Below are 23,380 nucleotides of genomic sequence, written 5' to 3'. Positions count from 1 at the left end.
TCACCGCTCCAGCCGTTCGTCGACACCGGCGAGATACCCCTCGAGCATCGACTCGACGTACTTGGCGACGACGTCGACCTCGACGTGAATCGGGTCGCCCGGCGACTTTTCGGACAGTGCCGTCAGCTCGTACGTCGTCGGGATGATGGCGACGTCGAACGTCTCCGCACCCCGCTCGGCGACGGTCAGCGAGATACCGTCGAGGGCGACTGAGCCCTTCGAGACGACGTACTGCCGAACCTCGGGCGGCAGCGAGAAGCGGTATCGCCAGTCCTCGCCGACCCGCTCGACCGCCTCGACGGTCGCCGTCGTGTCGACGTGACCCTGGACGAGGTGGCCGTCGAACCGACCGTCCGCGGCGAGCGCCCGCTCGAGGTTGACGACGTCGCCCTCGTCGACCGTTCCCAGGTAGGTCTTCGCGACGGTCTCCGCGGCGAGAAACACCTCGAACCAGTCGTCGTCGAAGCGTTCGACCGTGAGGCAGACGCCGCTGACGCTGATCGACTGTCCGTGGTGGAGCGCGCCGAAGTCGTGGGTGATACGGAGGCGACGACCGTCGTCGGTCGCCGTCACCGACTGGATTTCGCCCGTGGCCTCGACGATTCCGGTGAACATATTCGCGGTTGGGAGGCGTGCCTCATACGGGTTTCTCTCTCGGGTTCGCGGTCGACCGCCTCCCGGTCGACCGTACGCTTTTGTCATCCGCCCCGCGAGCGTCTGTATGTCTCTGGCCACGCGACTGCGAAACAGTTTCATCACGGGCCTCTTCTTCGTCGCGCCGCTCGCGGTGACGCTGTTCGTCCTCCAGTTCGTCTTCGAGTGGGTCACGACGACCATCCGCCCCGTCGTCCGGCAGGTCCAGCCGTTCCTCGCCACCACGCTCGACTACTCGGGCGACCTCGTCCTAGCCGCACAGGTGCTCTCTGCGCTGCTCATCGCAGTCTCCATCACGTTCGTCGGCTACCTCGCCACCAAGAGCATCGGCCAGCGGCTCTTCGGCGGTTTCGAGCGCGGCATCCGACTCATCCCCCTCGTCAGGACCATCTACTTCGGCGTCCGACAGGTGTCGGAGTCGCTCACCGAGTCCACCGAGAGCTACGAGCGGGTCGTCCTCGTCGAGTACCCGCGCGAGCGACACTGGATGCTCGGCTTCGTGACGAGCGAGAGCCCCCGAAGCGTCAACCAGACCACCGACGAGGACCTGCTGACCGTGTTCGTCCCCCACAGCCCGAACCCGACCGTCGGCAAACTCCTGATGGTGCCCGAAGACGAACTGTGGGAACTCGACATGAGCGTCCGCCGGGGGTTCCGCATCATCGTCACGACCGGGCTGAGCGCGGAGGACATGGAAGACGACCTCCCACAGGGCGTCATCGCCGACTGATTACAGTCCCCAGAAGAAGACGATACCGAGCGTGGTCACGACGGTCAAGAGTGCCTGGAGCGGCGCGCCGACGCGGACGTAATCGGTGAACCGGTAGCCGCCGGGGCCGTACACCATGAGGTTCGTCTGGTAGCCGACGGGCGTCATGAAGGCCGTCGAGGCGGCGAAGGTGACGGCGAGGACGAACGCGAACGGGTCAGCGCCGATTCGCCCCGCGGTGTCGACGGCGACGGGGAGGAGGAGTACGACGCTCGCGACGGGTGTCACGACGTTCGCGAGGAGTCCAGTCAGGACGTAGAACGCCGCCAGCATCCCGATTGCGGGGACGACCGCCGAGAGCGAGACGACGCCCGACGCGATGACTGCCACGCCGCCGGTCTCCTGCATCGCTAGCCCGAGCGGGATGACGCCCGCGAGAAGGAAGATGACGTTCCAGTTGACGGCGTCGTAGGCGTCGGACGGGGTCAGCACGCCCGTGACGACCATCGCGACGACGCCGCCGAGCGCCGCGATGACGATGGGGACGACGCCGAGCGCGGCCAGTCCGATGACGGTGAGGACGATACCGAGCGCCGGGAGCGTCGTCGGCTGGAGTTCGCGCGCGCGCATCCGGTCGACGAGGTCCGGCACCTCGCCGGTGACGACGAACTCGTGGGTCTCTAAGAGGTAGTCGACCGTCTCGTCCGTCGTCTGCAACAACAGGGAGTCGCCGGCCTCGATGACGTGGTCTCCGAAGCGTTCGCGGACGAGGTCGCCGTTCCGGCGGCGGACCGCGATGACGGTCGCGTCGTACCGCTCTCTCACTCTGGCCTCCGCGATGGTGTCGCCGACGACGGACGAGTCGCCCGGGACGCCCAGTTCGACGAGTGTCCCCTCGGCGGGGTTGTCGAGTTCCTCGTCGCCGACCGTCGCCCGCGGGAGGTATCGGAGGTCGGCGACGTCGCAGAACCGCTTGATCTCGTCCGGTGCGCCCCGAACCGTGAGAATGTCGCGCGCGTTCAGTTCCCGGTCGGACTCGCTCGCGACGAAGTGTTCGTCGCCGCGGACGACGTCGAGGATGTCGAGGTCGAGGTCGCGTGCGGCGTCGCTCACGACGCCGGCCGCGGGGACGCCGACGAGCGGCGAGCGGGACGGCACGAGCACCCGCGCGAGGTACGCCTCGACCTCGTACTGTGCGGTCCGGTCTCCCGGGGTCACTCGCGCCGGCGTGAGCGCCTTCCCGACGGTGAGGAGGTACGCGCTCCCGACGACGAGGACGACCACGCCGAGGTGGGTGAACTCGAACATGCTGAAGGGGTGGCCCAGAAGTGCTCTCGAGAGGTCGCTGGCGACGAGGTTCGTCGCGGTACCGATGAGAGTGAGCGTCCCCCCGAGCATCGAGGCGTACGAGAGGGGCAAGAGGAGCTTCGACGGGGAGACGCCCGCCTCCTCGGCGAGGTCGGTCACCATCGGGATGAACACCGCGACGACCGGCGTGTTGTTGACGACCCCCGCGATGGGGCCGGTCAACCCGACGACCGCCGCGAGGAGGCGGTTCTCGTTCCCCCGGGTGACGTGGGCGACCTCCGCGCCCAGCCGTCGGACGATGCCGGTCTCCTGGACGCCCTTCGAGAGGACGTACATCGCCAGGATGGTCACCGTCGCGGTGTTAGAGAAGCCCGAGAGCCCCTCCTCGGCCGAGATACCGGTCCACGGACCGAGGACGACGAGGGCGACGACGAGCCCGATGGCGACGATGTCGGGCGAGACGACCTCGGTGACGAACAGCACGACAGTGACGAGGATGAGCCCGAACACCAGTGCCGTCTCGGTGGCGAGGCCGAGAATCATATGCGTCCCACCCGGCGACGTGGCTTAGCTGTTGGCCTCACCGACGGGGCCGACGCGCCGAGAGACGGCGCGCTTTTACCGGCCGCTCGCCAACTCCTCGCCATGTCGCTGGGTATCTCCGAATCGATACAGCTGGCGGCGAGCCTCATCTTCGCCATCCCGCTCGGTATCTTCGGTCTCGACACACTCCTCGGCGGGGACACCTTCCTCGGCGGTGTCGCCCTCGTCGTCGCCGTGCTGATGGTCGTTCTCCCGCGCATGCTCACGACCCCTGCAGACATCCCCGCCGCGGCCGCAGAGAAGGCCGTCGGCAAGGCGGTCAAGCTGCCCGACGAGGACGACGAGTGACGCTACCGCTCGTCCAGAGACCGAGCCGGTGACAACGACGACGGTAGTGAGACGAGCCGCTCGACCCCGTCGTCGAGACAGAGCGTCTCGACGTGGCTCACGACGTCCCCTCGCCGCCTCGCGTGCACCGTCTCGTCGGCCGCCCGTGTGACACTCGCGGCGACGACCACGACCTGCCCCTCGCTGAGCTCCTCGTTTCCCCGTGGGCGTTCGTACGCCGACTGCCCGACGCCGTACACGTCGACGGTCGGCTCGCCGAAACCGTACGCCGTCACCTCCGCGCGGACCTCGGCCGCGACCTCCCCGACAGTCACCGACTCGCCGTCGAGTGCCGCGGCCAGCGTTCCGCGACCGGCCCGGTGTCCGGCGTCGAGTGCGAGTTGTGCCCGCCGCTCCCACCCGCCGTCGCCGTCGACGACGAGCGTCCACGCGGCGCGGAGACACACCCCCACGCCGGCCGGCTGGCACTCGACGACGATGGGCCGGTCGGCCGGGAGTGCCCCGTCTGCGACCCCCCGGACGCGAACGCCGGGTGTCTCCACCCCGTCGCCCGCGAGCGCGGCGGCCACCGCATCGGTGAGGCGTTCGACCGTCAGCGGTGCCGCCCCGTCCGCCCCTCCTGTCCAGAGCGTGTCCGCTTCGACGTCGGCCGTCGCGAGCCGTTCGACCGCCGTGTCGAAGCCGGCGGTGGCGGCCGTCCCGAGCGCCCGGACCGCGTCGCGCTCTGCTGTGGTTTTCACGGCTCGTGCGTCCGCGAGCACCGCGGTCGAGGCGAGGTCGTAGCCCGCCCGTTCGACGAAGAGGGCGACGTCGTGGCGGACGCCGCGGGGCGTGAGCACCGTCCCGCTCGCCCCCAGTTCGTCGAGGACGCCCGCGACGGCCCCCGCCGGGTCGTCGACGAGGCGGTGGTCGACGTGTGGGGTCTCGTCCGTGCGGTCTCGCCCGACCCCGCTGGCGCGGAGCCACACCGCGTCGTCGGCCGTCACGACGACGGCGTCGGCACCGAGGTAGTCGCTGTCGGCGTCGCTCGCGGCGTGGACGAACGCGGCCCCGGCGTCGCTGGAGCGCAGTCGCTCACGGACGGCTTCGAGGGCGCGCTCGATACGACTCACGCGGACGCCTCCGGGGTCGACTCGGCCGACGGGCACGGCGAGAGCGCTACGGCTCCGGCGCGAGCGGTTCCTGTGCGGCGTCGAGGAGGTCCTCCAGCGTGTCCTCGCGGAGCTCGTTGTGAAGGAGGACGCTGACCGGAAGCGTCGGGGCCCCGTCGACGAGGTTCTCGAGGATGACGAGCCGTTCGCGGGCGCGTGACATCCCCACGTAGAAGACGCGGCGCTCGTTGTCGGTCAGGATGGGGACGGGACTCGTCGTCGAGGTGAACTCCTCGAGGCCGTGTGCGTCTAACTCCTCCTCGCTCACGGAGGCGGCCATCTGCTCGACGACCTTCTCGGTGAGGTCGGTCGAGACGAAGACGTGGTCGGCCTCGCGACCCTTCGCGGAGTGGATGGTCCCCAGGCGGACGTGGTCCGAGTCCATCCCCTGGTACGGTCCCTCGAAGTACGCCGCGACGGATTTGCGCTGGAAGCTCGTCACCTTGCGCACCATGTCGGAGGCCGAGGCCCCGTCGGGCATGAACGGGGCGAGGTTCCGCACCTCGTCCGCCGGGATGGTGAACGCGGCGAGGTCCTCGGTGTCCGCCGCCTCCTCGTACTCGTCGATGAGGTCGTACAGGTCGTCGCGCTCGTTCGACCCGAACGTCGACTCCTGGAGCATGTCCGCCAGTCGGCGGGCTTCGAGCCCTGTGATGGGTTCCTCGTCGACCATCTTCTCGACGGCGTGGACGTAATCCGTCAGCCGGTCGGTCCACATCCGCTGGTCCGTCAGCGTCGAGAAGGGCATCCCGAGCGGGAGGAACTCGTCGATGAACTGGAACATCTGGTAGCGCGCTCTGAACAGTATCATCACGGTTCCCTCGTCCTGCTCGACGGTGTACCGGACGTTCCGGGCGAGGTCGAGCATCGAGGGGTTGTGGACCCCCTCGACGACGCCGCCTTCCTTCCGGGGCTTGAGGTCCTTCTCCTGGCGCTTGTCGATGTGACGAATCTCGCGGTTGACGACGTTCAGAATCTTCGACGGCAGCCGGTACGAGTTCGGGAGGATGACGTCCTCGTCGCGGGGCGTGTCGAGCAACAGGTCGGGGTCCGCACCTTGCCACGCGTAGACGACCTGGTCGTCGTCGCCGGCGATGAGCACCTTCTTCATGTGCGGCTTCCACTCCTCGTAGACGTCGTACTGGAGGGTGGTGATGTCCTGGAACTCGTCGATGACGAGGTAGTCGACGTGGGGGACGAGCGACCGCTGTTTCACCCGTTCGAGCATGTCGGCGAAGCCGACCAGCCCGTTGTCGCCCTTGTACGCCCGCCAGGCGCGGATGGCCTCGGGGATGTCGACGCGGTCGTCCGACGAGGGCCACGTCGGGGTGTACTTGTTCCCCTCCTGGGCGTTGGGGTCGATATCGGGGGGGAGTCGGACCTCCTCGACGTTCCACTGGAAGGGGACGTCGTACCAGTCGGCCACGTCCCGCCTCGTCCGCTGGAGCCACTGGGAGGTGGCGATGATCTTGTTCCCGAGCGTCGTCGAGCGGGCGGTCCGGCGCCCCCCGCTCTTGTACTCGTCCTCGTACTCGATGCCGTACTCCTCACAGAACGCCTGTTTGTCCTTCTCGCCGACGACGTCGCCGCGCGAGAGGTTCAACAGCTCGTACGCCTTCGCGTGCATCGTCGAGACGTTCCCCTTCAGCGCTCGTGGGTTCGTATCGAGCCGTTCCGCGAGCCGTTCGCGAATCTCGGCGGCGGCGGCGCGCGTGTACGAGACGACGAGGACGTCGGAGACGTCGACTCGCTCCTCTTCGAGGAGTGTCTCGACGCGGTCGAGGAGGGCGGTCGTTTTCCCGCTCCCCGGCCCACCGAACAGCCGGGTCACTGTCGCTGCTTCGCTCATTGTACCCGTTCACGCCCCGCTGGTTCATAAACGGCGTGCCTCGTCGTGTCACTCACTCGTCGGGTTGTCCGGAACGCCCGGGGCGGCCGCTGGCGAGCGTCGTCGTCGAAAGAACGGTTCCGGCCGGACGGCGGTGACTCAGGTGTCGGGGTTCCACCCGCACACCGAGCATCGGCTCGCGGACGTGTCGTGGAGACCGCCACACTCCGGACACTGAAGCTTGTTATACGACTGGTCCCAGCGTACCGGTGTCGTCTCGTGTCCGCGGTCCGAGAGGAACTGGTCGAACACTTCGTCTTCGAAGTCGCTGGGTTCAGCTGCCATACGACCTGTGGTAGGTCGTGACGTTACTTATGTCTACTGTTACCATGGCATAGTTACACAACCCCTCCCCGCCCGTGACCGTTCGGCCGTGCGGACGCCGCCCGGCCGCCCCCACGTGAGCGGCGTTCAGGCGCTGTCGAGGTCGTACAGCGCGCCGTACTTCTCGGTGACGTAGTCGGTGAAGGCGTCGGCCGAGAAGTCCGCGCCCGTGGCCTCGCGGACGAGGTCGTTCGTCTCGTAGCGCTGACCGTGGCGGTGGACGTGCTCGCGGAGCCACCCTTTCAGCGTGTCGAACTCGCCCTCGCGGGTCAACTCGTCGACGTCGCCGAGGTCGTCCTCGGCGGCCCGGAACAACTGCGCGGCCATCGCGCTCCCGAGCGAGTACGTCGGGAAGTAGCCGAACGAGCCGTGCGACCAGTGGATGTCCTGCAGACACCCCTCGGCGTCGGTCTCGGGGCGGAAGCCGAGGTACTCCTCCATCTTGTCGTTCCACACCGCGGGGACGTCCGCGACGTCGAGGTCGCCCGCGATGAGCGCGCGCTCGATCTCGAAACGGAGCACGATGTGGAGATGGTAGGTGAGTTCGTCCGCTTCGACGCGGATGGGGTTGTCCTCGTACACCTGGTTCACCGACTCGTACGCCTCACGCGGCGTCACGTCGTCGACCTGTGCGAAGTGTTCGTTCACCGTCGGCAGGAACCGCTCCCAGAACGCCTCCGACCGCCCGACGTGGTTCTCCCACAGCCGCGACTGGGACTCGTGGACCGAGAGTCCGCGGTGCTCGCCGAGCGGCGTCGCGTACGCCTCGTCGGGGAGGCCGAGGTTGTACGTCGCGTGGCCGAACTCGTGGATCGTGGCGGTGAGCGCGTCGAGGGGGTCTTCGGGCTTGAACCGGGTCGTCACCCGGGCGTCGAACTGCGTTCCGCTAGAGAACGGGTGCGAGGAGGTGTCGAGTCGGCCGCGTTCCCACGGGTAGCCCAGCATCGTGAGCGCCTCCCGGGCCACCTCCTCCTGCACCTCGGTGTCGAATTCCCCCGCGAAGGCGTCGGTCGTGATGGGCGTCTCCGAGGCTCGAATCTCGTCGATCATCGGGACGAGCGTCTCGCGGATCTCGGTCAGAATCTCCTCGGCGCGTTCGAGCGAGAGACACGGCTCGTAGTCGGCGAAGAGCACCTCGTAAGCGTCGGCGTCGGGGTCGATGTACTCCGCGTACTGCCGCTTGAGGTCGACGAGTTCCTCGACGTGCGGGGCGAACTGCGACCAGTCGTTCTCCGCTTTCGCCTGCTCCCAGATAGGCAGTGCTTCCGACGTCTTCTGTGAGATGCGCTGGACCAGGTCGGTCGGCACGCGGACGGCCCGTTCGTACTCGCGTCGCACCTCGCGGACGACCGCCGCCTGCTCGGGCGAGAGCGCCTCCCCCTCCAGTTCGTCCAAGAGGCCGCCGACTTCGTCTTCGGTGAGCAGTTCGTGCTGGAGCGCAGACAGCGTCGACAGCTGCTGTGAGCGCGCCGGCGTCCCCTCCGCGGGCATCATCACCTGCTGGTCCCACGAGAGGAGCATCGACGCGGCCTCGACGTTCTTGATGCGTCTGACCTTCGAGAGCAGCTGGTCGTACGCTTCGGGCGTCTCGGCTGTGGAGGATTCCGTCGCCATACTCGTCTCTTGGCGGCCGGGGCTATCAACTCCGTGCTTCCACCCCCCGGCTCACTCGAACCGCTCCGCCGCATCCCGGTAGATGCGATAACACCGCTCCACGACGGCGAGGCTCACGGACTCGTCTCTCGTGTGTGCCTCGCCCGGCTCTGCCGCGCCGCAGACGACGCAGGTAGTCCCCGCGTCCGCGAGCCACCCCGCGTCCGTCGCGTGCGGCTTGACGACGTGCTCGGGGGCTCCCTCCTGTGCCGCGGCCGCGGCGTCGAGGACCAGGTCGGCGAACGCCGCGTCGTCGCAGGCCATCGGTGGGAGGTCCTGGTCGACGCGCCACTCGACGCCGTCGACGTCCGCCGCCCGCTCCAGCGGCGCTCGTTCTCCCGGAACGGTCCGCTCGTCGACCGTCACCGCACACCGTTCGGGGATGACGTTCCACGCCGTTCCACCCTCGATTTCGGTGACTGCGACGCTCCCCCGGAGGTGGTGGCCGAGCACCTCCGCCTCGGGAAACTCGATGGCGCGAACGACGTCGACCGCGTCGCAGGCGCGGTAGACGGCGTTCGTCCCCGACTCGACCTCGCTCGCGTGGGCGGCCTCGCCGTGCGCGATGAGCGTGCTCCCTCGCCGTCCCTTGTGCGCGACGGCGACGTCGGTCACCCCGGGCGCGGAGTACCCCGTGGAGCCTTCCCCGACGATGGCGTAGTCGACGTCGAACCCGGCGTCCAGTGCCGCCCGCGCGCCGACGCCACCTTGCTCCTCGCCGACGAAGGAGACGAACAGGAGTTCGGCGTCCCCCACCTCCGCGTCCCGGAACGCGCACATCGACGCCGCGACCGCGCCGTTCATGTCCGCCGTCCCGCGGCCGTACAACCGGCCATCGCGCTCCTCGACGACGTACTCGTCGCCGTCGAGTTGCTCGGCTGCGGGTGGGACGACGTCGTGGTGGCCGACGAGCGCGAGCGAGGTGTCGCCGCTCCCACGACGTGCGACGACGTTCCCCGACTCGTCGCGTCGGACGTCGGCGTCGGTCTCTTCGCGGAGCCACCGCTCGATGGCGTCGCCCGCGTCGGTCTCGTCCTCGTGGCTCGGAATCGACACCAGGTCGTGGGTGAGTTCGCCCAGTTCGTCCATACCCTCCCTCCTCGGTGGGTGGTGAAAACCTCTCGCCCGACGCCGGTGATCAGCCGCTCGTGTTCGGTTCCGGGTGCTGCGGTCTGTCACCCTCGATGACCGTGATGCCAGCGAACTCGAACCGGGCGCCGCCCTCGGTGCCCTCCGTCAGCCGACACTCCCAGCCGTGTGCGTCGGCGATACGTTCGACGATGCCGAGCCCCAGTCCCGTTCCTTCCTGTGCCGTGCTGTGCCCGAACTCGAAGACAGCGTCGCGTTTCTCGGGTGGGACGCCCGGGCCGTCGTCGGCGACGAAGAACCCGGCCTCGTCCCCGAGCGGGCCGAGGCGAACCCTGACCGTCGCGTCGCCGTCCGGACGTCCGCCTCTCTTGTCGGCACGTGTTACCGTGTCGCCGCTTGTGGCTTCCCACTGACCGTCCGTCCCTCCGTGGTCCCCGCTGTCACCGGCTTCTGACCGGTTGCTCGTCGAGCCGTGCTCGACGCTGTTCCGAAACAGGTTCTCGAGCAGTCGCTGAAGACGGGCGCGGTCGGCGAGGAACCGGAGGTCGCCGACCACCTCGATGGACCCGTCGTCCCCCTGCCAGCACGACCTGGCGGTTCGTCGGAGGGAGACGGGACGCAGGTCCGCCTCGTCGACGCCGCGTGCCAGCGCGAGCACGTCGTCGATGAGACGGTCCATCCGTTCGAGAGCCGTCTCGGCCCGGTCGAGACTGGTGTCCGTGGTCGCGTCGTCGGTCCGGGCGAGTTCGACGTTCCCTCTGGCGATGTTGAGCGGGTTGCGGAGGTCGTGACTCACGAGAGAGGCGAACTCGTCGAGTCGGACGTTCTGCCGCTCGAGTTCCCGCTTCGCCTTCCGCCGTTCCGTACTGTCGCGGATGACGCAGACGAACCGGCCGTCGTCGAGCGGACTCAGCGACAGTTCCTGCGGGAACCGGCTCCCGTCGGCCCGCCGTCCCACAGCCTCGCCCTGCCACGACTCGCCCGTGGCGAGCAGCGGCATGGCCTCCCGTTCGAGTCGCTCGACCTCGGCGTCGTCGTACAGCGTCCGCCAGGTCTCGCCGACCAGGTCGGCGGCGTCGCGGTCGTAGATTCGTCCGTGGGCATCGTTGACGTAGTGGTAGACCCCCTGGTCGTCGAAGACGGCCATGCCGTCCATAGATGCGTCCATCGCCGCCGCCTGCGTGGCGATGGTCCGTGCTCGTCGGCGCTCGGTGACGTCGACGAACAGCGTGAGGGTCCCGACGGTCCGTCCCTCGGTGTCGTAGCGGGGGACGGCCCGGAGCAGCGTCTCGACTACCGAGCCGTCGCTCGCGACGAGCTGTCGCTCTTCGCGTGTGAACTCGCCGTCGAGCGCGCGGTCGTACCCTCCCTCGTCGAGCAGCAGCGTCGCCGACTCCTCGGTGTACAGGTCGGCGAGTGAGTCACCGACCACCTCGTCGCGCTCGTACCCCAGTCGGTCGAGCACACGCTGGTTACAGTCCGTGACGACGGGGTGGCCGTCCTGCTCGCTGGTGAGGACGTACATGACGGGTGCCAGTTCGAAGAGGTCCTGGTACTGGCGTTCGAGCCGCTCACGGACGGTGATTCCCTCGATGGCGTGGCCGACCGCGTCGCCGAGGTCTGCGACGAGCGCCCGCTCCGTCTCGTCGAACGCGTTCGCGTACGCGGCGTAGAGGAGCAAGACGCCGTAGACCGTCCCGTCGTGCGCCAGCGGGATGCCCGCGACGGAGTGAAACCCACGCTCGAGCGCGTCCTCGCGCCACGGTTCGAACGACGGGTCGTCGTCGACGTTCTGTGCGACGACGACCCGGTTCTCGCGGAGAGCGGTTCCGGCCGGCCCGCGACTCCGCGGCCCGTCGACGGTGACGGTAATCGCGTCGAGATAGCCGCTGTCGTCGCCGCCGGTGGTCCGCGGCCTGATACGCTCCGTCTCGGGGTCCGGCTCGCCGATCCACGCGAACCGGTACGGTTCCGACCCGGCCACGCGGTCGCAGACTGCCTGCTCGACCTCGTCGCGCGACGTCGCTCCGACCAGCGCCCGCGTGACGTCCCTGACCAGTTCACTCACCCGACGGTGGTGGGCCGCCTCGCGCTCGGCACGGTACTGCGAGACGGCGTTCTCGATGCGGTTCGCGAGAATGACGTACCGCTCGCGACCCCCGCGCTTCCGGAGATAGTCCGTGACTCCCGCCGAGACCGCCTCGCTCGCGATTTCCTCCGACCCCTTCCCCGTGACGAGAACGAACGGGAGCTGTACCGAGCGCTCGCGGGCGGCCTCGAGGAGTTCGAGCCCGTTCATCTCGGGCATATCGTAGTCGCTGACGACGCAGTCGAAGCCTCCCGCCACGAGGCGGTCGAGCGCCTCTCCCGCTCGTTCCTCCGTCTCGACCACGAATCGGTCGTTCTCGCGGTGGAGGAACTCGGCGGCGAGGGCTGCGAAGTCGGGTTCGTCGTCCACGTAGAGCACGTTGATGAGCTCCTCCCGTGGCCCGGTGTCACCCCCTGAGTCAGCCATCCTCGGCTATTTTATGACTCACTGGTATATCCCTTTTCAACCGATATTCGTCTTTGATAATTCGTTCGGCCGACTCGAGGGCCGACACGCGAGAACCGTGGCCTGTCGAAGTTCGACCCGGCTTGAACACCCTTATCCGCACGCCGCTCGAACAGCGCATATGAAGATACTGCCGGACACGAGCGCGGTCATCGACGGCCGCGTGTCCGAGCGCGTCGACGACGGAACGTACGACGGGGCGACCGTCTACGTCCCCGAGGCCGTCGTCGGCGAACTCGAGTCGCAGGCCAACGACGGCCGCGACACCGGATGGGAGGGACTCGAAGAACTCCAGCGACTCGCCGACCACGCCGACGCGGGTGATGTCACCCTCGAGTACGTCGGCCGACGCCCGTCGGCAACCGAACAACGCGCGTCACACGAGGGTGATATCGACGCGCTCATCCGCGACCTCGCGACCGAGTACGAGGCGACGCTCCTCACTAGCGACGCGGTCCAGGCGGAGGTCGCCCGGGCGAAACAGGTCGACGTCGAGTTCGTCGAGGCCAGAGTCAGAGGCTCGGGCGGGCTGGTCATCGAGGAGTTCTTCGACGACGAGACGATGTCGGTCCACCTCAAGACCGGCACCCGTCCCAAGGCCAAACGCGGCGCGCTCGGCGAGATGCACTACGAGACCATCCGCGACGAGGTGAGCGACGAGGAGACGATGAAGGCGTGGGCCGACGACATCGTCAACTCCGCGCGCTCTTCGCCCGACGGGTTCATCGAACTCGACGAGCCCGGGATGAAGATCGTCCAGTTCCGCGACTACCGGATCGCCGTCGCGCACCCGCCGTTCGCGGACGGCATCGAGATCACCGCCGTTCGCCCCATCGCCAAGACCGAACTCGACGACTACGAGTTCGCCGACGAACTCCGGTCTCGACTCAAAGAGCGCCAGCGCGGCGTCCTCATCTCGGGCGCACCGGGAGCAGGGAAGTCGACGTTCGCCCAGGCCGTCGCGGAGTTCCTCAACGACGCTGACTACGCGGTGAAGACGATGGAGAAGCCGCGCGACCTCCAGGTCGGCCCCGAGATCACGCAGTACACGGCCCTCGACGGCCAGATGGAGAAGACGGCCGACTCGCTCCTCCTCGTTCGTCCGGACTACACCATCTACGACGAAGTTCGGAAGACGAACGACTTCTCCGTCTTCGCCGACATGCGGCTCGCGGGCGTGGGTATGGTCGGTGTCGTCCACGCCACCAGGGGAATCGATGCCCTCCAGCGGCTGGTGGGACGGGTCGAACTCGGCATGATCCCCCAGGTCGTCGACACCGTCGTCTACATCGAGGCCGGGAAGGTCCACACGGTGTACGACGTGACGACCGAAGTGAAGGTCCCCGAGGGCCTCACCGCCGAGGACCTCGCTCGACCGGTTATTCAGGTCAAGGACTTCGAGACGGGCCGCCCCGAGTACGAGATCTACACGTTCAACCGCCAGGTCGTCACCGTCCCGCTCACCGAGGGCGAGCGCGACGAGTCCGGCGTCGACCGCCTCGCCCGGCAGGAGATCGAACGCGAGATTCGCTCCATCGCTCGCGGCCACGTCGACGTCCAACTGCAGGGGCAGAACAAGGCGGTCGTCTACGTCGAAGACGACGACATCTCCTACGTCATCGGGAAGGGCGGCGGGCGCATCTCCGACGTCGAAGACCGACTCGGCATCGACATCGACGTTCGGACCCACGACGAGAAGCCACAGAGTGCGTCCGGAGCCGGTTCCGGACCCAGTGGCGGTGGAGCGGGGCCGGTCGACGGGACCATCGTCACCCCCGAGGTCACCTCCCGGCACGTCGTCATCCGGATGGACGAACACGTCGGCGAGACCGTCGAGGTCCGCGCCGACGGCGAGTACCTGTTCACCGCCACGGTGGGCCGAGGCGGGGACATCCAGGTCTCACGTGGCAGCGCCATCGCGGACGAACTCGAACAGGCCATCGACCGCAAGCAACAGATCACCGTCGTTCAGGCCTGACCGCGCTCACGAGACACCACGGACGCGTTCGCGTCACGACGGACGAAGAACACCGTCTCCCGGCCGGGCGCTCGGAGCGACGCCGTCCGCGTCGTGTAGCCGTCGAGCATCGGTCGAACCGCGTCGGCGTCCGCCACCGTCGAGACGACGAGCGTCGGCCTCGCGTCCGCGTCAGTGAGGTGTGCCGCGAGCGCCTGCCTGTCGGCCGCACAGGTCGCGTCCGCGTCGGCCCGAGCGACGTACCACTGCAGCGGCAGGGCCGTCCGGAGGTCGGCACAGGCTGGGGGGATGGCGCTGTCGGCGCTCTCGGCGACGAACGTCTCGCCGTAGAAGACGACGTCGGCGGTCGCGCCGTTCCCGTCCAGCCCGTCGGGCCCGGCCCGGAGTTGGTCGAAGACGGGCCGGAACTCGTCGGTGGGCTGGGCGTACTGGACGAGTGGGTTGTCGGCCGCCGTCGGTTCGTGGTAGACTGTCGCGGCGGCGGTCACCCCGACCTGCCCGGCCACGAGTAAGAGCACGACGCCGACGACGGCCGCCCGCGTCCGGTCGCCCGTCGCGTGCGCCGCCCGAGCGCGGCGGAAGACGAATCCGAGTCCGACGGCCGCCGGGACCGCCAGCGGCACCAGCGCGTTCACCGTGATCCACGCCCCGTAGATGTCGGTCCCGAGCGGATAGCCGACGACGCTGACGAGCCCCCAGTAGGCAGTGAACAGGACCACGGGTCGGGGACGCGATGTCGCGTACCGTTCGACGAGGACGCCGCCGAGGGCGAAGACGGAGAGGACGCCGGCACCCAGTGCGAGCGTCTCGAGGAACCGTCCGAGAAAGCAGCCGTAGGCGGTCACGACGCTCTCTTTGTGACAGCCGGGTTCCGTCGTCCCGCCGAACCAGTACGACAGCCCGCGTCGGACGTCGTCGACCGTCGCATCGACGAGGGCCGGAAACGCCCCCGGCCGGGCGACGGCGTCCCACAGTCCGACCGCGTCGGCCCCGGCACTGGTCCGCGGGGCGAAAAAGAAGAGCGTGACGACCAGGGCGACGCCGACGACGCCGACGGCGTGACCGCCGACACGGAGGTGACGGCGACCCGGACCGCGGAGCGCGTCGACGACGCCCTGCCCGTACCGCCTCACGCGGTCGGTGCCCGTCTCCGCGACGTGTGGGCGGAAGAGTTCGTGATCGACGAGCAGCGCGGTCGCCCCGACCCAGACGAGCAGGTAGACGAGCGCGTTCTCCTTGGCGGCGAACCCCAGCGCGACGAGGACGGCGGCGGCGTACACGTACCGAACTCGGCGCGTGTCGACCGCTCTGACGAGCGCGCCGAAGGCGACGAACGCGCACGCGGCGACGAGGAGCGTACTCCGGAGAAAGCGCGAGTAGTAGAGCAGGACGGGGTTGAAACTCAAGAGCGCGGCCAGCGCGACGACCTCCTCGTCACGCAGTCGTTCGCGGAAGAGAAGCGCCGCAAGCGGGAGGAGACCGCCGACGACGGCGACGGGAAGCCGAGCGACGGCGTCGCTCGCTCCGAGGTGTGCGAAGAGCGCCGCGTCGACGTACTGGACGAGCGGGCCGTGGACGATGTACCGGTACGATATCGTGCCGGTCTCGTGGTAGCGGAGCGCCCAGTACGCGACGCGTCCCTCGTCGAAGTGTGCGACGCGCTGGCCCAGGGCGGGCAGTCGGAGCAACAGTGCCACGCAGGTAAGTGCGACCACGAGTCGGCGGGGGGTCCACGCGGGGCGCGAGCCGAGCAGTGACGTCCGCGGTGGCTGCCACCTCGCTTCTCGTTCGTGTGCCGCGTCTTCGGTTCGGGGCGCGCCGTCACCGGCGTCGGCCGGGGGCGGTGACTCGCCGTCCATGCCGGACACTCGTCGCTCCCCGAAAAGTAGCTCCCCGTGAGTACGACGGGCGTTTTAGTCATCGGACGCGCCGTCGCACTCACCGTGACGCGGTCTGGTGCCGCGAGGCCGAACAGGAGAACGGAGCGGGTGGTTACTCGGCGGCGCAGGCTTCCGCGTCGGCCTCGTCGCCGCTTTTGAACTCGTCGGCGGTCTCGTTGAGCTGATAGAGGTTCTGTCGGGCGTCGGCGAAGTAGACGTCCTCGTCGACGATGCCGATGCCTTCCAGCCGTTCGAGGGCGTACCGAACCGTGCGGGCCGACAGCATCGACTCCTCGACGATTCCCTTCTGCGTCAGCGGGCCGTTGTATTCGAGAACTTTGAACACGAGTTTCGCGCTCGGTGGGAGGTCGTCGAGACTCTCCTCGTCGGATCCAGCCATTACGTCGTTCGAGACGGGCCACGGGCATAAAGGTTGATAGACGGCTGTGACACAGCGGAACGAACAACGAACGGCTTTTGACGCGCGCTCTCGCACGGGCACGTATGGCTACCGAAACGCAGACCGGCCTCTCCAAACACCTCCGGGGAGTGACCGTCACCACGCTCGCGTGTCTCGCGGGCGTCGCGGCGGCGGTCGCGTCGGGCGTCGTCGTCGGGACGGACCCCGCGTCGGCCACGAACCGGCTGACGCTGGGGATCCTCGCCGGCTTCATCGCTCTGCAGCTTCCCGTCCTGCGCGTCGTCGGGGTGGACGTCTCCGACTTCGGGGCGAAAGACTACCTCTACGTCGGATTCATGACGTTCACGCTGTGGTTCATCACCTTCGCGATCATGCTCACCGCGGGCGTGACCCTGTAATGGCCGACGACAGTATCGCGGTGGTCGACCTCGACCGCTGCCAGCCCGACCGGTGCAACTACGAGTGTGCGAAGTACTGTCCGCCGAACCGCACCGGCAAGGACTGCATCGTCACCCGCGGCGACCATTACGAGGAGGGTGAACCCTACGAGGGCGACCCCGACCAGGTCCGCATCTCGGAAGAGATCTGTCTGGGCGAGACCTGCGGCATCTGCGTCGAAAAGTGCCCGTTCGACGCCATCGAGATCATCAACCTCCCCACGGAACTCGACGAGGACCCCGTCCACCGCTACGGCGAGAACGCCTTCGCGCTGTACGGCCTTCCCGTCCCGGACGCGGGCAGTGTGACCGGCATCCTCGGCCCGAACGGCATCGGGAAGTCCACGGCCGTGCACATCCTCGCGGACGAACTCGTCCCTAACCTGGGGAACTACGGCGAGGCACCGGGGTGGGACGCCGTCCTCGACCGCTACCGCGGCTCCGGTCTCCAGAACTACATCGAGGCGTTGCTCGACGACGAGGTGACCGTCGCCCGCAAGCCGCAGTACGTCGACCAGATTCCCAAGCAGTTCGACGGGAAGACGAACGAACTGCTGACGGCGACCGACGAGCGGGGCGCCCTCGACGAACTCGTCGACAGACTGGGCATCCGGCCCGTCGTCGACCAGCCCATCGACACGCTCTCTGGCGGCGAACTCCAGCGGGTCGCGCTCGCGGCCACGCTGGCGAGAGACCGTGACTTCTACTTCCTCGACGAGATTACACCCTATCTGGACATCGGCCAGCGCGTCACCGCCGCCCGTCTCGTCCAGGAACTCGCCGCGGAGGAAGACCGTGCCGTGCTCGTCGTCGAGCACGACCTGGCCATCCTCGACCTGCTCGCCGACTCGCTCCACATCGGCTACGGGCGACCGGGGGCGTTCGGTGTCATCACCGACCCCAAGAGCGTCCGGAACGGCATCAACGAGTACCTGAAAGGGTACCTGACGAACGAGAACATGCGTATCCGGCCCGACGCCATCACCTTCGAGCAGCACGCCCCGCGTGAGACGACCAAGAGCGCGCCGCTCGTGGAGTACCCGGACCTCGCGAAATCGTACGGTGACGGGGAGTTCTCGCTCACCGTCGACGGCGGCACCATCTACCACTCCGAGGTGCTGGGCATCGTCGGCCCGAACGGCATCGGGAAGTCCACGCTGGCGAAGCTCTTCGCCGGACAGCTCGAACCCGACGCGGGCGAACTCGACTTCAGACTGGACATCGCCTACAAGCCCCAGTACATCGAAATCGACCAGCCGATGCGCGTCGACGCCTTCTTGTCTTCTATCACGAACGACTTCGGCACCTCGCTGTGGAAGACCGAAATCGCCGGCCCGCTCCAGCTCGAACGCATCATGGAGCAGCACCTCTCGGACCTGTCCGGCGGGGAGCGCCAGCGGGTCGCCATCGCCGCGACGCTCTCCGAAGACGCCGACCTCTACGTGCTGGACGAGCCCTCCGCACACCTCGACGTCGAACAGCGGGTGCGCGCGACGACGGCTATCCGCCGTTACGCGGAGAACCACGACGCGACGGTGATGGTCATCGACCACGACATCTACATGATCGACCTGCTCGCCGACCGCCTGATGGTGTTCGACGGTGAACCCGCCGAGGAGGGTCACGCCCAGACGCCACAGGAGATGCGCGACGGGATGAACGACTTCCTCTCGGACCTCGACATCACCTTCCGCCGCGACGAACGGACGGGTCGGCCGCGCATCAACAAGCCCGACTCTCAACTCGATCGGAAACAGAAGCGCGCGGGCGAGTACTACTACGCCCCCTGAGACGGCCAGGGTCGGTCGACCCCCGGTGGGCGTAACACCCATACTGTCAACTGTTGTACATCGAAGGGGATGCGACTCACCAGCGACGCGTTCGACGATGGCGACCCGATTCCCGAACAGTACGGCTACCGGGCGGCGAACGTGAACCCGCCGCTCGATATCCACGACGTGCCCGACGAGGCGGAGACGCTCGCACTCGTCGTCGACGACCCGGACGCCGTGGAACCGGCGGGGAAGGTGTGGGACCACTGGGTCGTGTGGAACCTGCCGGCAGCGACGACGTCGATTCCGGTCGATTTCGAGCCGCCGAGCGCCGGCGGTGTCGAGGGGCGAAACGACTACGGCGAGGTCGGCTACGGCGGGCCGAACCCGCCGGACCGCGAGCACACCTACCGGTTCGTCGCACGCGCGCTCGACACGACGCTCGCACTCGACAGCGGCGAGACGAAGGCGGCGCTGGAAGCGGCCGTCGAGGGACACGTCCTCGCAGAGGCACGACTCACCGGGACGTACGCGCCGTGACGCGCGTTCAGGTGTAGCTCTGCCAACACATTCAGGGGCCTGGAGTCGAACGTCCAGATGGACGGGTCCGATGGGATGCCCGAGCGCCGTATTCACAGCCAGCCTACCCACGCCACGGGGCGCTCGTGCCGCTCGGGTCCACCCGTCGGCTCTCCGTCCCTCCCCGTGTCCCCCGTCCGCGGTTCGTTCGTGTTCTACCCCTGAATCACGACGCCCGCGTCGCCCGTCCGGAGTCGGAGGTCGTAGCCGAAGGTATCGACCAGCGAGCGGTTCGTTTCGAGATGTGTCGTGACTCGGGGCGCCGTGACGACGCCGCCGGCGAGCGCCAGCGGGACGACGAGTTGGTCCGCGAGATGTGCGTCGACGACGCCCGGCCCGTCGCACCACGCCTCGAACGCGTCGACGACGTCGTCGGCGACGTCCTCGGCAGGCAATCCCTTCTCCCCGAGCGCGTCGAACCCCGCTCGCGTCTCGCCGGCGACGGCGAGACACAGTGCGAAGCCGGGGCAGTCGGTCTCGGCGTACGTCGCCGTGGTCTCGACGAACGGGACCGAGAGCCGCTCGCGGACTCGTTCGAGCGCGCGTTCGCAGACCTCAGCGTCGGCGAGGTCACGCGCGGCGACGGCGTGGACGCTCGCGACGAGGGCACCCCGGGTGTCGAGGGTGAACGGGCGGAGCGTCGAGGGTGCGACGCGTAGTGTCGCCCGCCCACCACCCGTCGGATAGAAGCCGCGGCGCTCGAGCGTGAGGTCTGCGGCGAGCCCGAAACGGGCGAGGAGCGGCAGTTTGACCGCGTGCAGGAACGCGAACGTCGGTGCCCACTTCACGTCGGTCCCGCCGGTAGCGGTGAGCGAGAGGGAACTGTCGATGCCCGCACCGAGCGGGAGAACGGTGTCGAAGACGAGCGCGACGCTCCCGGCCGTGCCGACGTCGACGGTGACGTCCCCTCGGGGCTCGTGTGTCGGCGCGAAGCGCAACTGCTCGGAGCCCACCTCGGCCCCATCGACCGTCGCGTCGGTGAGCGCTGCGGCCGCGTCGACACAGGCGAGGTGTTGCGGTCGCAGCCCCGGGTTCGGCCGGTCACCGCGGATACCGACCATCTCGAACGGCTGGTCACCGAGACACGAGAGCGTCAGCGCCGTCCGGAAGAGTTGGCCGCCGCCCTCGGAGCCGTCGAGGTCGAGCGAGGTGGTCACTCGTCTCGTGCTCCGATTACCGGACGACCGTCACGGGGACGTGCGAGCGCTCGACGAGCCCCTTCGCGACGCTCCCGACGAGCCCCTCGTACCGCCCCGAGAGGCCGCGGTGGCCGACGAAGAGGCCCTCGACGTCCGCGCGCTCGGTCACGTCCGGGATGACCTGCAGCGGCGACCCGTACAGCAGTTCGGTCTCGACCTCCACGCCCGCGTTCGCCGCGTGGTCTCTCGCCGCTTCGAGGACCCGCTCGGCGTCCGCCTCGGCGTCTTCGACCGCCTTCGCGACGAGTCGACCAGCGGTGTCGTCGAACCCGTCGGGTTCGTCTCCGCCGACGTCGACGACCGCCGGTTCGACCGCCTGGACGACGAGCAGACTCTCACCGAGCCGTTCGGCGAGGTCTGTCGCGTGCGCGAGGGCGTGCTTGCTCGCCTCCGACCCGTCGACCGCCACTAGAAATGTCATGCGAGATGATAGCCCACCGGTGGACAATTACTTGTCGGCGGTTCTCACGGGCTGAAGACGAACCGACTGTCCCCCGGCGCTTCGCGGACGCTCCCGTCGGGGAGATGTCTCGGCGTGGAGGGCGAGACGGGAGGTGAAGCGGAACAGCGGTGACGGTCAGCGGATGAGGCGAGAGCAGGTGCCGCAGAGGTTCTCCTCTTTCACGTCGACCTCGCGGACCGTCGGGGAAAAGGACATCACGCATTTGGAGTTGTCACAGTGTTCTAATCCCAGCGTGTGGCCGATCTCGTGGACGACCTCCTTGCGGACGCGGTCGGCGAACACCTCGCTGGAGGGCTTCGTCGAGATGCCGCCGTCGGAAGAGGTCTGCAGACGTGCGGTCGAGATGACGGAGCCGTTGCCGTTGAGGTACGCGAGTCCGAAGACGTAGTTGCGCCGGCGGTAGTAGAGGTCCTGGGTCGTGATGCCGATGTTCTTCTCCGCGGAGCCGGTTCGGGAGGCGAGTTCGATGAACTCCTCGGCCCGGTACTGGTTTCGGCTGCGGTCGTACGCACCGTCGGGGAGCGACTGCTCCTCGTGGACGGTCACGTCGCAGTCGTAGACGGACCGGAGCGCGGCGGAGGCCTCCCGTTTGACCTGCGCGGGGACGTCCCCGATCGGTACGATATCGACGAGCATGGACGGAGTTAAGCAGGGGTCGGTCATAAACATCCCGCCGTGAGCCGTCCGACGACTGCCGCCCTCGCCGACTATCTCTCCCGATACGCCCGGGTCGTCGAGGTCGGCGTCGGGCGACGGACTGACGTCGCCGCAGCGCTCGTCGACCGGGGGACGGACGTGACCGCGACGGACCTCTACGCCCGGTCGGTCCCCGACGGCGTGCGGTTCGTCCGCGACGACGTCGTCGCCCGCGCGGAACGCGGCGCGGGCGTCGACTCGCTGTACGCCGTCGACGCCGTTTACGCGCTCAACCTCCCCCCCGAACTCCACCGTCCTGCGCGCGACGTCGCTCACGCCGCCGGTGCGGACTTCCTCTTCACGACGCTCGGGGGCGACCAGCCGACCGTCCCCGTCGAACGAGTGACGCTCGACGCGGAGACGCTGTACGTCGCCCGCCACTCCGACGGTCGCTGATGGCTCGCGAACTCGGCGTCAGCGTCACCTCCGTCGACGGGGGTGACGGCCACTCACTCGACGAACCGCTCACGCAGCTCCGGGGTCGGCACCATACACTGGTCCTTCCGCCCGAACCACTCGTAGCGGCGTTCGGCGACGACGGTGTAGAGCCAGTCGCGGAGCCGTCGCGGGAGGAGCCACCCGACGCTCGCCGCCCGGTAGACGCCGCCGAGCAACTCACAGACCCGGATGGCCGCGGCCGACTTCGTGTAGGCCCGCGTGCCCTCCACGAGGACGACCGTCTCCAACTCGTCGTCAGGGAGGCCGACGCTGTCGAGTACGGCACGCCCGACGTCCGACTGCAGCGACGCGAACCGAATCCGTCCCTCGGGGTCGTGCTCGATGACGAACTGGACGGCCCCGTTGCAGAGGTTACAGACGCCGTCGAAGAAGAGCACGGGCCCCTCGGCGACGGCGGCTTCGAGGTCGACCGACTCACGGGCGGCACGCGCGTCGGTCTCCGTCTCGACCGTGTCGTCGCGCGCACCGGCCTCGTCCTCGGTCACGGCTGGACCTCCACGCCGACCCGCTCTGCCGCCCCGTCCCACCGCCGGCTGCGCGAGGCGTGGACGTCGACGCCGCGACTGTAGTAGTAGGTCGGCTCCGACGTGGGGTGGGCGAAGCCGTCGGCCGCGAACAGCGTGTTCGTCTCCTCGGTGGCCGTCGCCGGATACAGCGTCCACGGTTCGTGGTCGACGTTCGCGTAGCGCACCGCGCCGTCCGCCCCCTGCGTGTAGAAGCGGTACCGTTCGGTGAGAAACGCCGCTCTCGGGTCTTCGCTCGACTCGAACGCCGGGCCGCTCGGCCGGTAGGTCGCCGTGTAGTGCGCCGGCCTGTCACCGGGGTGGAGGCGGCGGCTCTCGAAGCGGACGCCGCCGTCCCCGTCACTCGTGAGCGAGACGCGGGCGTAGTAGTACGGCAGGCGGTGGAAGAGGCGCGCGCCGAGCACCGAGAGGAGACCCTGTGCGTCGAGGCTGAAGAAGTAGACGCCAGGTTCGCCGCCGCAGGTGACGTACGTCCGCAGGTTGAGTTCGGGGAGGTCGACACCGACCGACGCGGGGAGCCCCTTCGGGCGAACGTCGACGTTGGTGAACGGAACGACGGAGAGCCACGCGTCGCCGTCGAAGGTGTCGACGGTCAGGGCGTCGGGCAGATGCGCGGCGACGGTTTCGGGTGGAACGGGATAGTTGGCGAAGAGCAGATGTCGCCAGCCCATCGCGAGTGGAACCATGGATTTGCTAGGGCGTCGGTAGGGGTTACTGTTACGCCACGGGGCCGAAACCGGTCGTCAGTCAT

General features: G+C 68.4%; 22 protein-coding genes. 7 read left to right on the top strand and 15 right to left on the bottom strand.

What is annotated here, in order from left to right; all coding sequences use genetic code 11:
- Nucleotides 1-615 carry a riboflavin synthase gene (locus tag E6N53_RS13885; protein WP_142860151.1) on the bottom strand — a complete coding sequence of 205 codons (615 nt, stop codon included), beginning with the start codon at nucleotides 613-615 and terminating at the stop codon, nucleotides 1-3.
- Nucleotides 616-721: 106 nt separating this feature from the next.
- Here E6N53_RS13885 and E6N53_RS13880 point away from each other — a divergent pair, with 106 nt between their 5' ends.
- The gene (locus E6N53_RS13880; protein ID WP_136590692.1) at nucleotides 722-1,384 is read left to right on the top strand and encodes a DUF502 domain-containing protein; all 663 of its coding nucleotides are present in this window, start codon (nucleotides 722-724) and stop codon (nucleotides 1,382-1,384) included.
- On the opposite strand, the gene E6N53_RS13875 is transcribed toward E6N53_RS13880, so the two are convergent.
- On the bottom strand, nucleotides 1,385-3,214 hold the full coding sequence (locus tag E6N53_RS13875; protein ID WP_142860149.1) for an SLC13 family permease: 1,830 nt from the start codon (nucleotides 3,212-3,214) through the stop codon (nucleotides 1,385-1,387).
- A 102-nt stretch (nucleotides 3,215-3,316) separates the two neighbouring features.
- Here E6N53_RS13875 and E6N53_RS13870 point away from each other — a divergent pair, with 102 nt between their 5' ends.
- Nucleotides 3,317-3,562, top strand: a complete 246-nt coding sequence (locus E6N53_RS13870; protein ID WP_142860441.1) for a DUF7533 family protein — start codon at nucleotides 3,317-3,319, stop codon at nucleotides 3,560-3,562.
- Nucleotides 3,563-3,564: 2 nt separating this feature from the next.
- Here E6N53_RS13870 and E6N53_RS13865 read toward each other — a convergent pair whose 3' ends face one another.
- The 6 genes from E6N53_RS13865 to E6N53_RS13840 form a co-directional block, all read right to left on the bottom strand.
- Nucleotides 3,565-4,674 carry a hypothetical protein gene (locus tag E6N53_RS13865; protein WP_142860147.1) on the bottom strand — a complete coding sequence of 370 codons (1,110 nt, stop codon included), beginning with the start codon at nucleotides 4,672-4,674 and terminating at the stop codon, nucleotides 3,565-3,567.
- A gap of 46 nt (nucleotides 4,675-4,720) precedes the next feature.
- Nucleotides 4,721-6,562 carry a UvrD-helicase domain-containing protein gene (locus E6N53_RS13860; protein ID WP_136590688.1) on the bottom strand — a complete coding sequence of 614 codons (1,842 nt, stop codon included), beginning with the start codon at nucleotides 6,560-6,562 and terminating at the stop codon, nucleotides 4,721-4,723.
- Nucleotides 6,563-6,700: 138 nt separating this feature from the next.
- Nucleotides 6,701-6,886: an HVO_0416 family zinc finger protein gene (locus E6N53_RS13855; protein WP_136590687.1), complete on the bottom strand. Its 186-nt coding sequence runs from the start codon at nucleotides 6,884-6,886 to the stop codon at nucleotides 6,701-6,703.
- Between the two features lie 126 nt (nucleotides 6,887-7,012).
- Nucleotides 7,013-8,539 (bottom strand): carboxypeptidase M32, encoded by a 1,527-nt coding sequence (locus tag E6N53_RS13850; RefSeq protein ID WP_142860145.1) that lies wholly within the window; start codon nucleotides 8,537-8,539, stop codon nucleotides 7,013-7,015.
- Between the two features lie 51 nt (nucleotides 8,540-8,590).
- On the bottom strand, nucleotides 8,591-9,667 hold the full coding sequence (locus E6N53_RS13845; protein WP_142860143.1) for a M20 family metallopeptidase: 1,077 nt from the start codon (nucleotides 9,665-9,667) through the stop codon (nucleotides 8,591-8,593).
- A 49-nt stretch (nucleotides 9,668-9,716) separates the two neighbouring features.
- Nucleotides 9,717-12,182, bottom strand: a complete 2,466-nt coding sequence (locus tag E6N53_RS13840; RefSeq protein ID WP_142860141.1) for a PAS domain S-box protein — start codon at nucleotides 12,180-12,182, stop codon at nucleotides 9,717-9,719.
- Between the two features lie 160 nt (nucleotides 12,183-12,342).
- Here E6N53_RS13840 and E6N53_RS13835 point away from each other — a divergent pair, with 160 nt between their 5' ends.
- Nucleotides 12,343-14,199 carry a PINc/VapC family ATPase gene (locus E6N53_RS13835; RefSeq protein ID WP_142860138.1) on the top strand — a complete coding sequence of 619 codons (1,857 nt, stop codon included), beginning with the start codon at nucleotides 12,343-12,345 and terminating at the stop codon, nucleotides 14,197-14,199.
- Here E6N53_RS13835 and E6N53_RS13830 read toward each other — a convergent pair.
- Nucleotides 14,190-16,058: a flippase activity-associated protein Agl23 gene (locus tag E6N53_RS13830; protein WP_142860136.1), complete on the bottom strand. Its 1,869-nt coding sequence runs from the start codon at nucleotides 16,056-16,058 to the stop codon at nucleotides 14,190-14,192. The genes E6N53_RS13835 and E6N53_RS13830 overlap by 10 nt on opposite strands.
- A gap of 133 nt (nucleotides 16,059-16,191) precedes the next feature.
- The gene (locus E6N53_RS13825) at nucleotides 16,192-16,479 is read right to left on the bottom strand and encodes a MarR family transcriptional regulator (protein WP_136590682.1); all 288 of its coding nucleotides are present in this window, start codon (nucleotides 16,477-16,479) and stop codon (nucleotides 16,192-16,194) included.
- Nucleotides 16,480-16,583: 104 nt separating this feature from the next.
- Between E6N53_RS13825 and E6N53_RS13820 the strand changes: the two genes are divergently transcribed.
- From E6N53_RS13820 to E6N53_RS13810, 3 genes are all read left to right on the top strand, one after another.
- Nucleotides 16,584-16,898, top strand: coding sequence for an EMC6-like membrane protein (locus E6N53_RS13820; protein WP_136590681.1), 315 nt, complete (start codon nucleotides 16,584-16,586; stop codon nucleotides 16,896-16,898).
- On the top strand, nucleotides 16,898-18,727 hold the full coding sequence (locus E6N53_RS13815) for a ribosome biogenesis/translation initiation ATPase RLI (RefSeq protein ID WP_142860134.1): 1,830 nt from the start codon (nucleotides 16,898-16,900) through the stop codon (nucleotides 18,725-18,727). The genes E6N53_RS13820 and E6N53_RS13815 overlap by 1 nt, the downstream gene beginning before the upstream one ends.
- Nucleotides 18,728-18,796: 69 nt before the next feature.
- Nucleotides 18,797-19,249 (top strand): YbhB/YbcL family Raf kinase inhibitor-like protein, encoded by a 453-nt coding sequence (locus tag E6N53_RS13810; RefSeq protein ID WP_142860132.1) that lies wholly within the window; start codon nucleotides 18,797-18,799, stop codon nucleotides 19,247-19,249.
- Nucleotides 19,250-19,443: 194 nt separating this feature from the next.
- On the opposite strand, the gene rtcA is transcribed toward E6N53_RS13810, so the two are convergent.
- The 3 genes from rtcA to E6N53_RS13795 all read right to left on the bottom strand — a co-directional run bounded on the left by rtcA (nucleotide 19,444) and on the right by E6N53_RS13795 (nucleotide 21,586).
- A complete protein-coding gene (gene rtcA / locus E6N53_RS13805; protein ID WP_142860130.1) occupies nucleotides 19,444-20,445 on the bottom strand; it encodes an RNA 3'-terminal phosphate cyclase in 1,002 nt (333 codons plus the stop codon).
- Between the two features lie 16 nt (nucleotides 20,446-20,461).
- Entirely contained in the window at nucleotides 20,462-20,908 is a 447-nt protein-coding gene (locus tag E6N53_RS13800; protein WP_136603098.1) for a universal stress protein, read from the bottom strand.
- Between the two features lie 156 nt (nucleotides 20,909-21,064).
- On the bottom strand, nucleotides 21,065-21,586 hold the full coding sequence (locus tag E6N53_RS13795) for an archaemetzincin family Zn-dependent metalloprotease (RefSeq protein WP_136590676.1): 522 nt from the start codon (nucleotides 21,584-21,586) through the stop codon (nucleotides 21,065-21,067).
- A gap of 39 nt (nucleotides 21,587-21,625) precedes the next feature.
- On the opposite strand from E6N53_RS13795, the gene E6N53_RS13790 reads away from it, so the two are divergent.
- Nucleotides 21,626-22,042 (top strand): UPF0146 family protein, encoded by a 417-nt coding sequence (locus E6N53_RS13790; RefSeq protein WP_142860128.1) that lies wholly within the window; start codon nucleotides 21,626-21,628, stop codon nucleotides 22,040-22,042.
- A gap of 53 nt (nucleotides 22,043-22,095) precedes the next feature.
- On the opposite strand, the gene E6N53_RS13785 is transcribed toward E6N53_RS13790, so the two are convergent.
- Entirely contained in the window at nucleotides 22,096-22,590 is a 495-nt protein-coding gene (locus E6N53_RS13785; RefSeq protein WP_142860126.1) for a DCC1-like thiol-disulfide oxidoreductase family protein, read from the bottom strand.
- Nucleotides 22,587-23,315, bottom strand: coding sequence for a YqjF family protein (locus E6N53_RS13780; RefSeq protein ID WP_201741154.1), 729 nt, complete (start codon nucleotides 23,313-23,315; stop codon nucleotides 22,587-22,589). Before E6N53_RS13780 ends, E6N53_RS13785 begins: the two co-directional genes overlap by 4 nt.
- Nucleotides 23,316-23,380: the final 65 nt, after the last annotated feature.

It is taken from the genome of Salinigranum halophilum (assembly GCF_007004735.1).
Lineage (GTDB): Archaea > Halobacteriota > Halobacteria > Halobacteriales > Haloferacaceae > Salinigranum > Salinigranum halophilum.
Note: the sequence above shows the minus strand (reverse complement) of the source record. Positions and strands in the feature narration are given on the sequence as shown.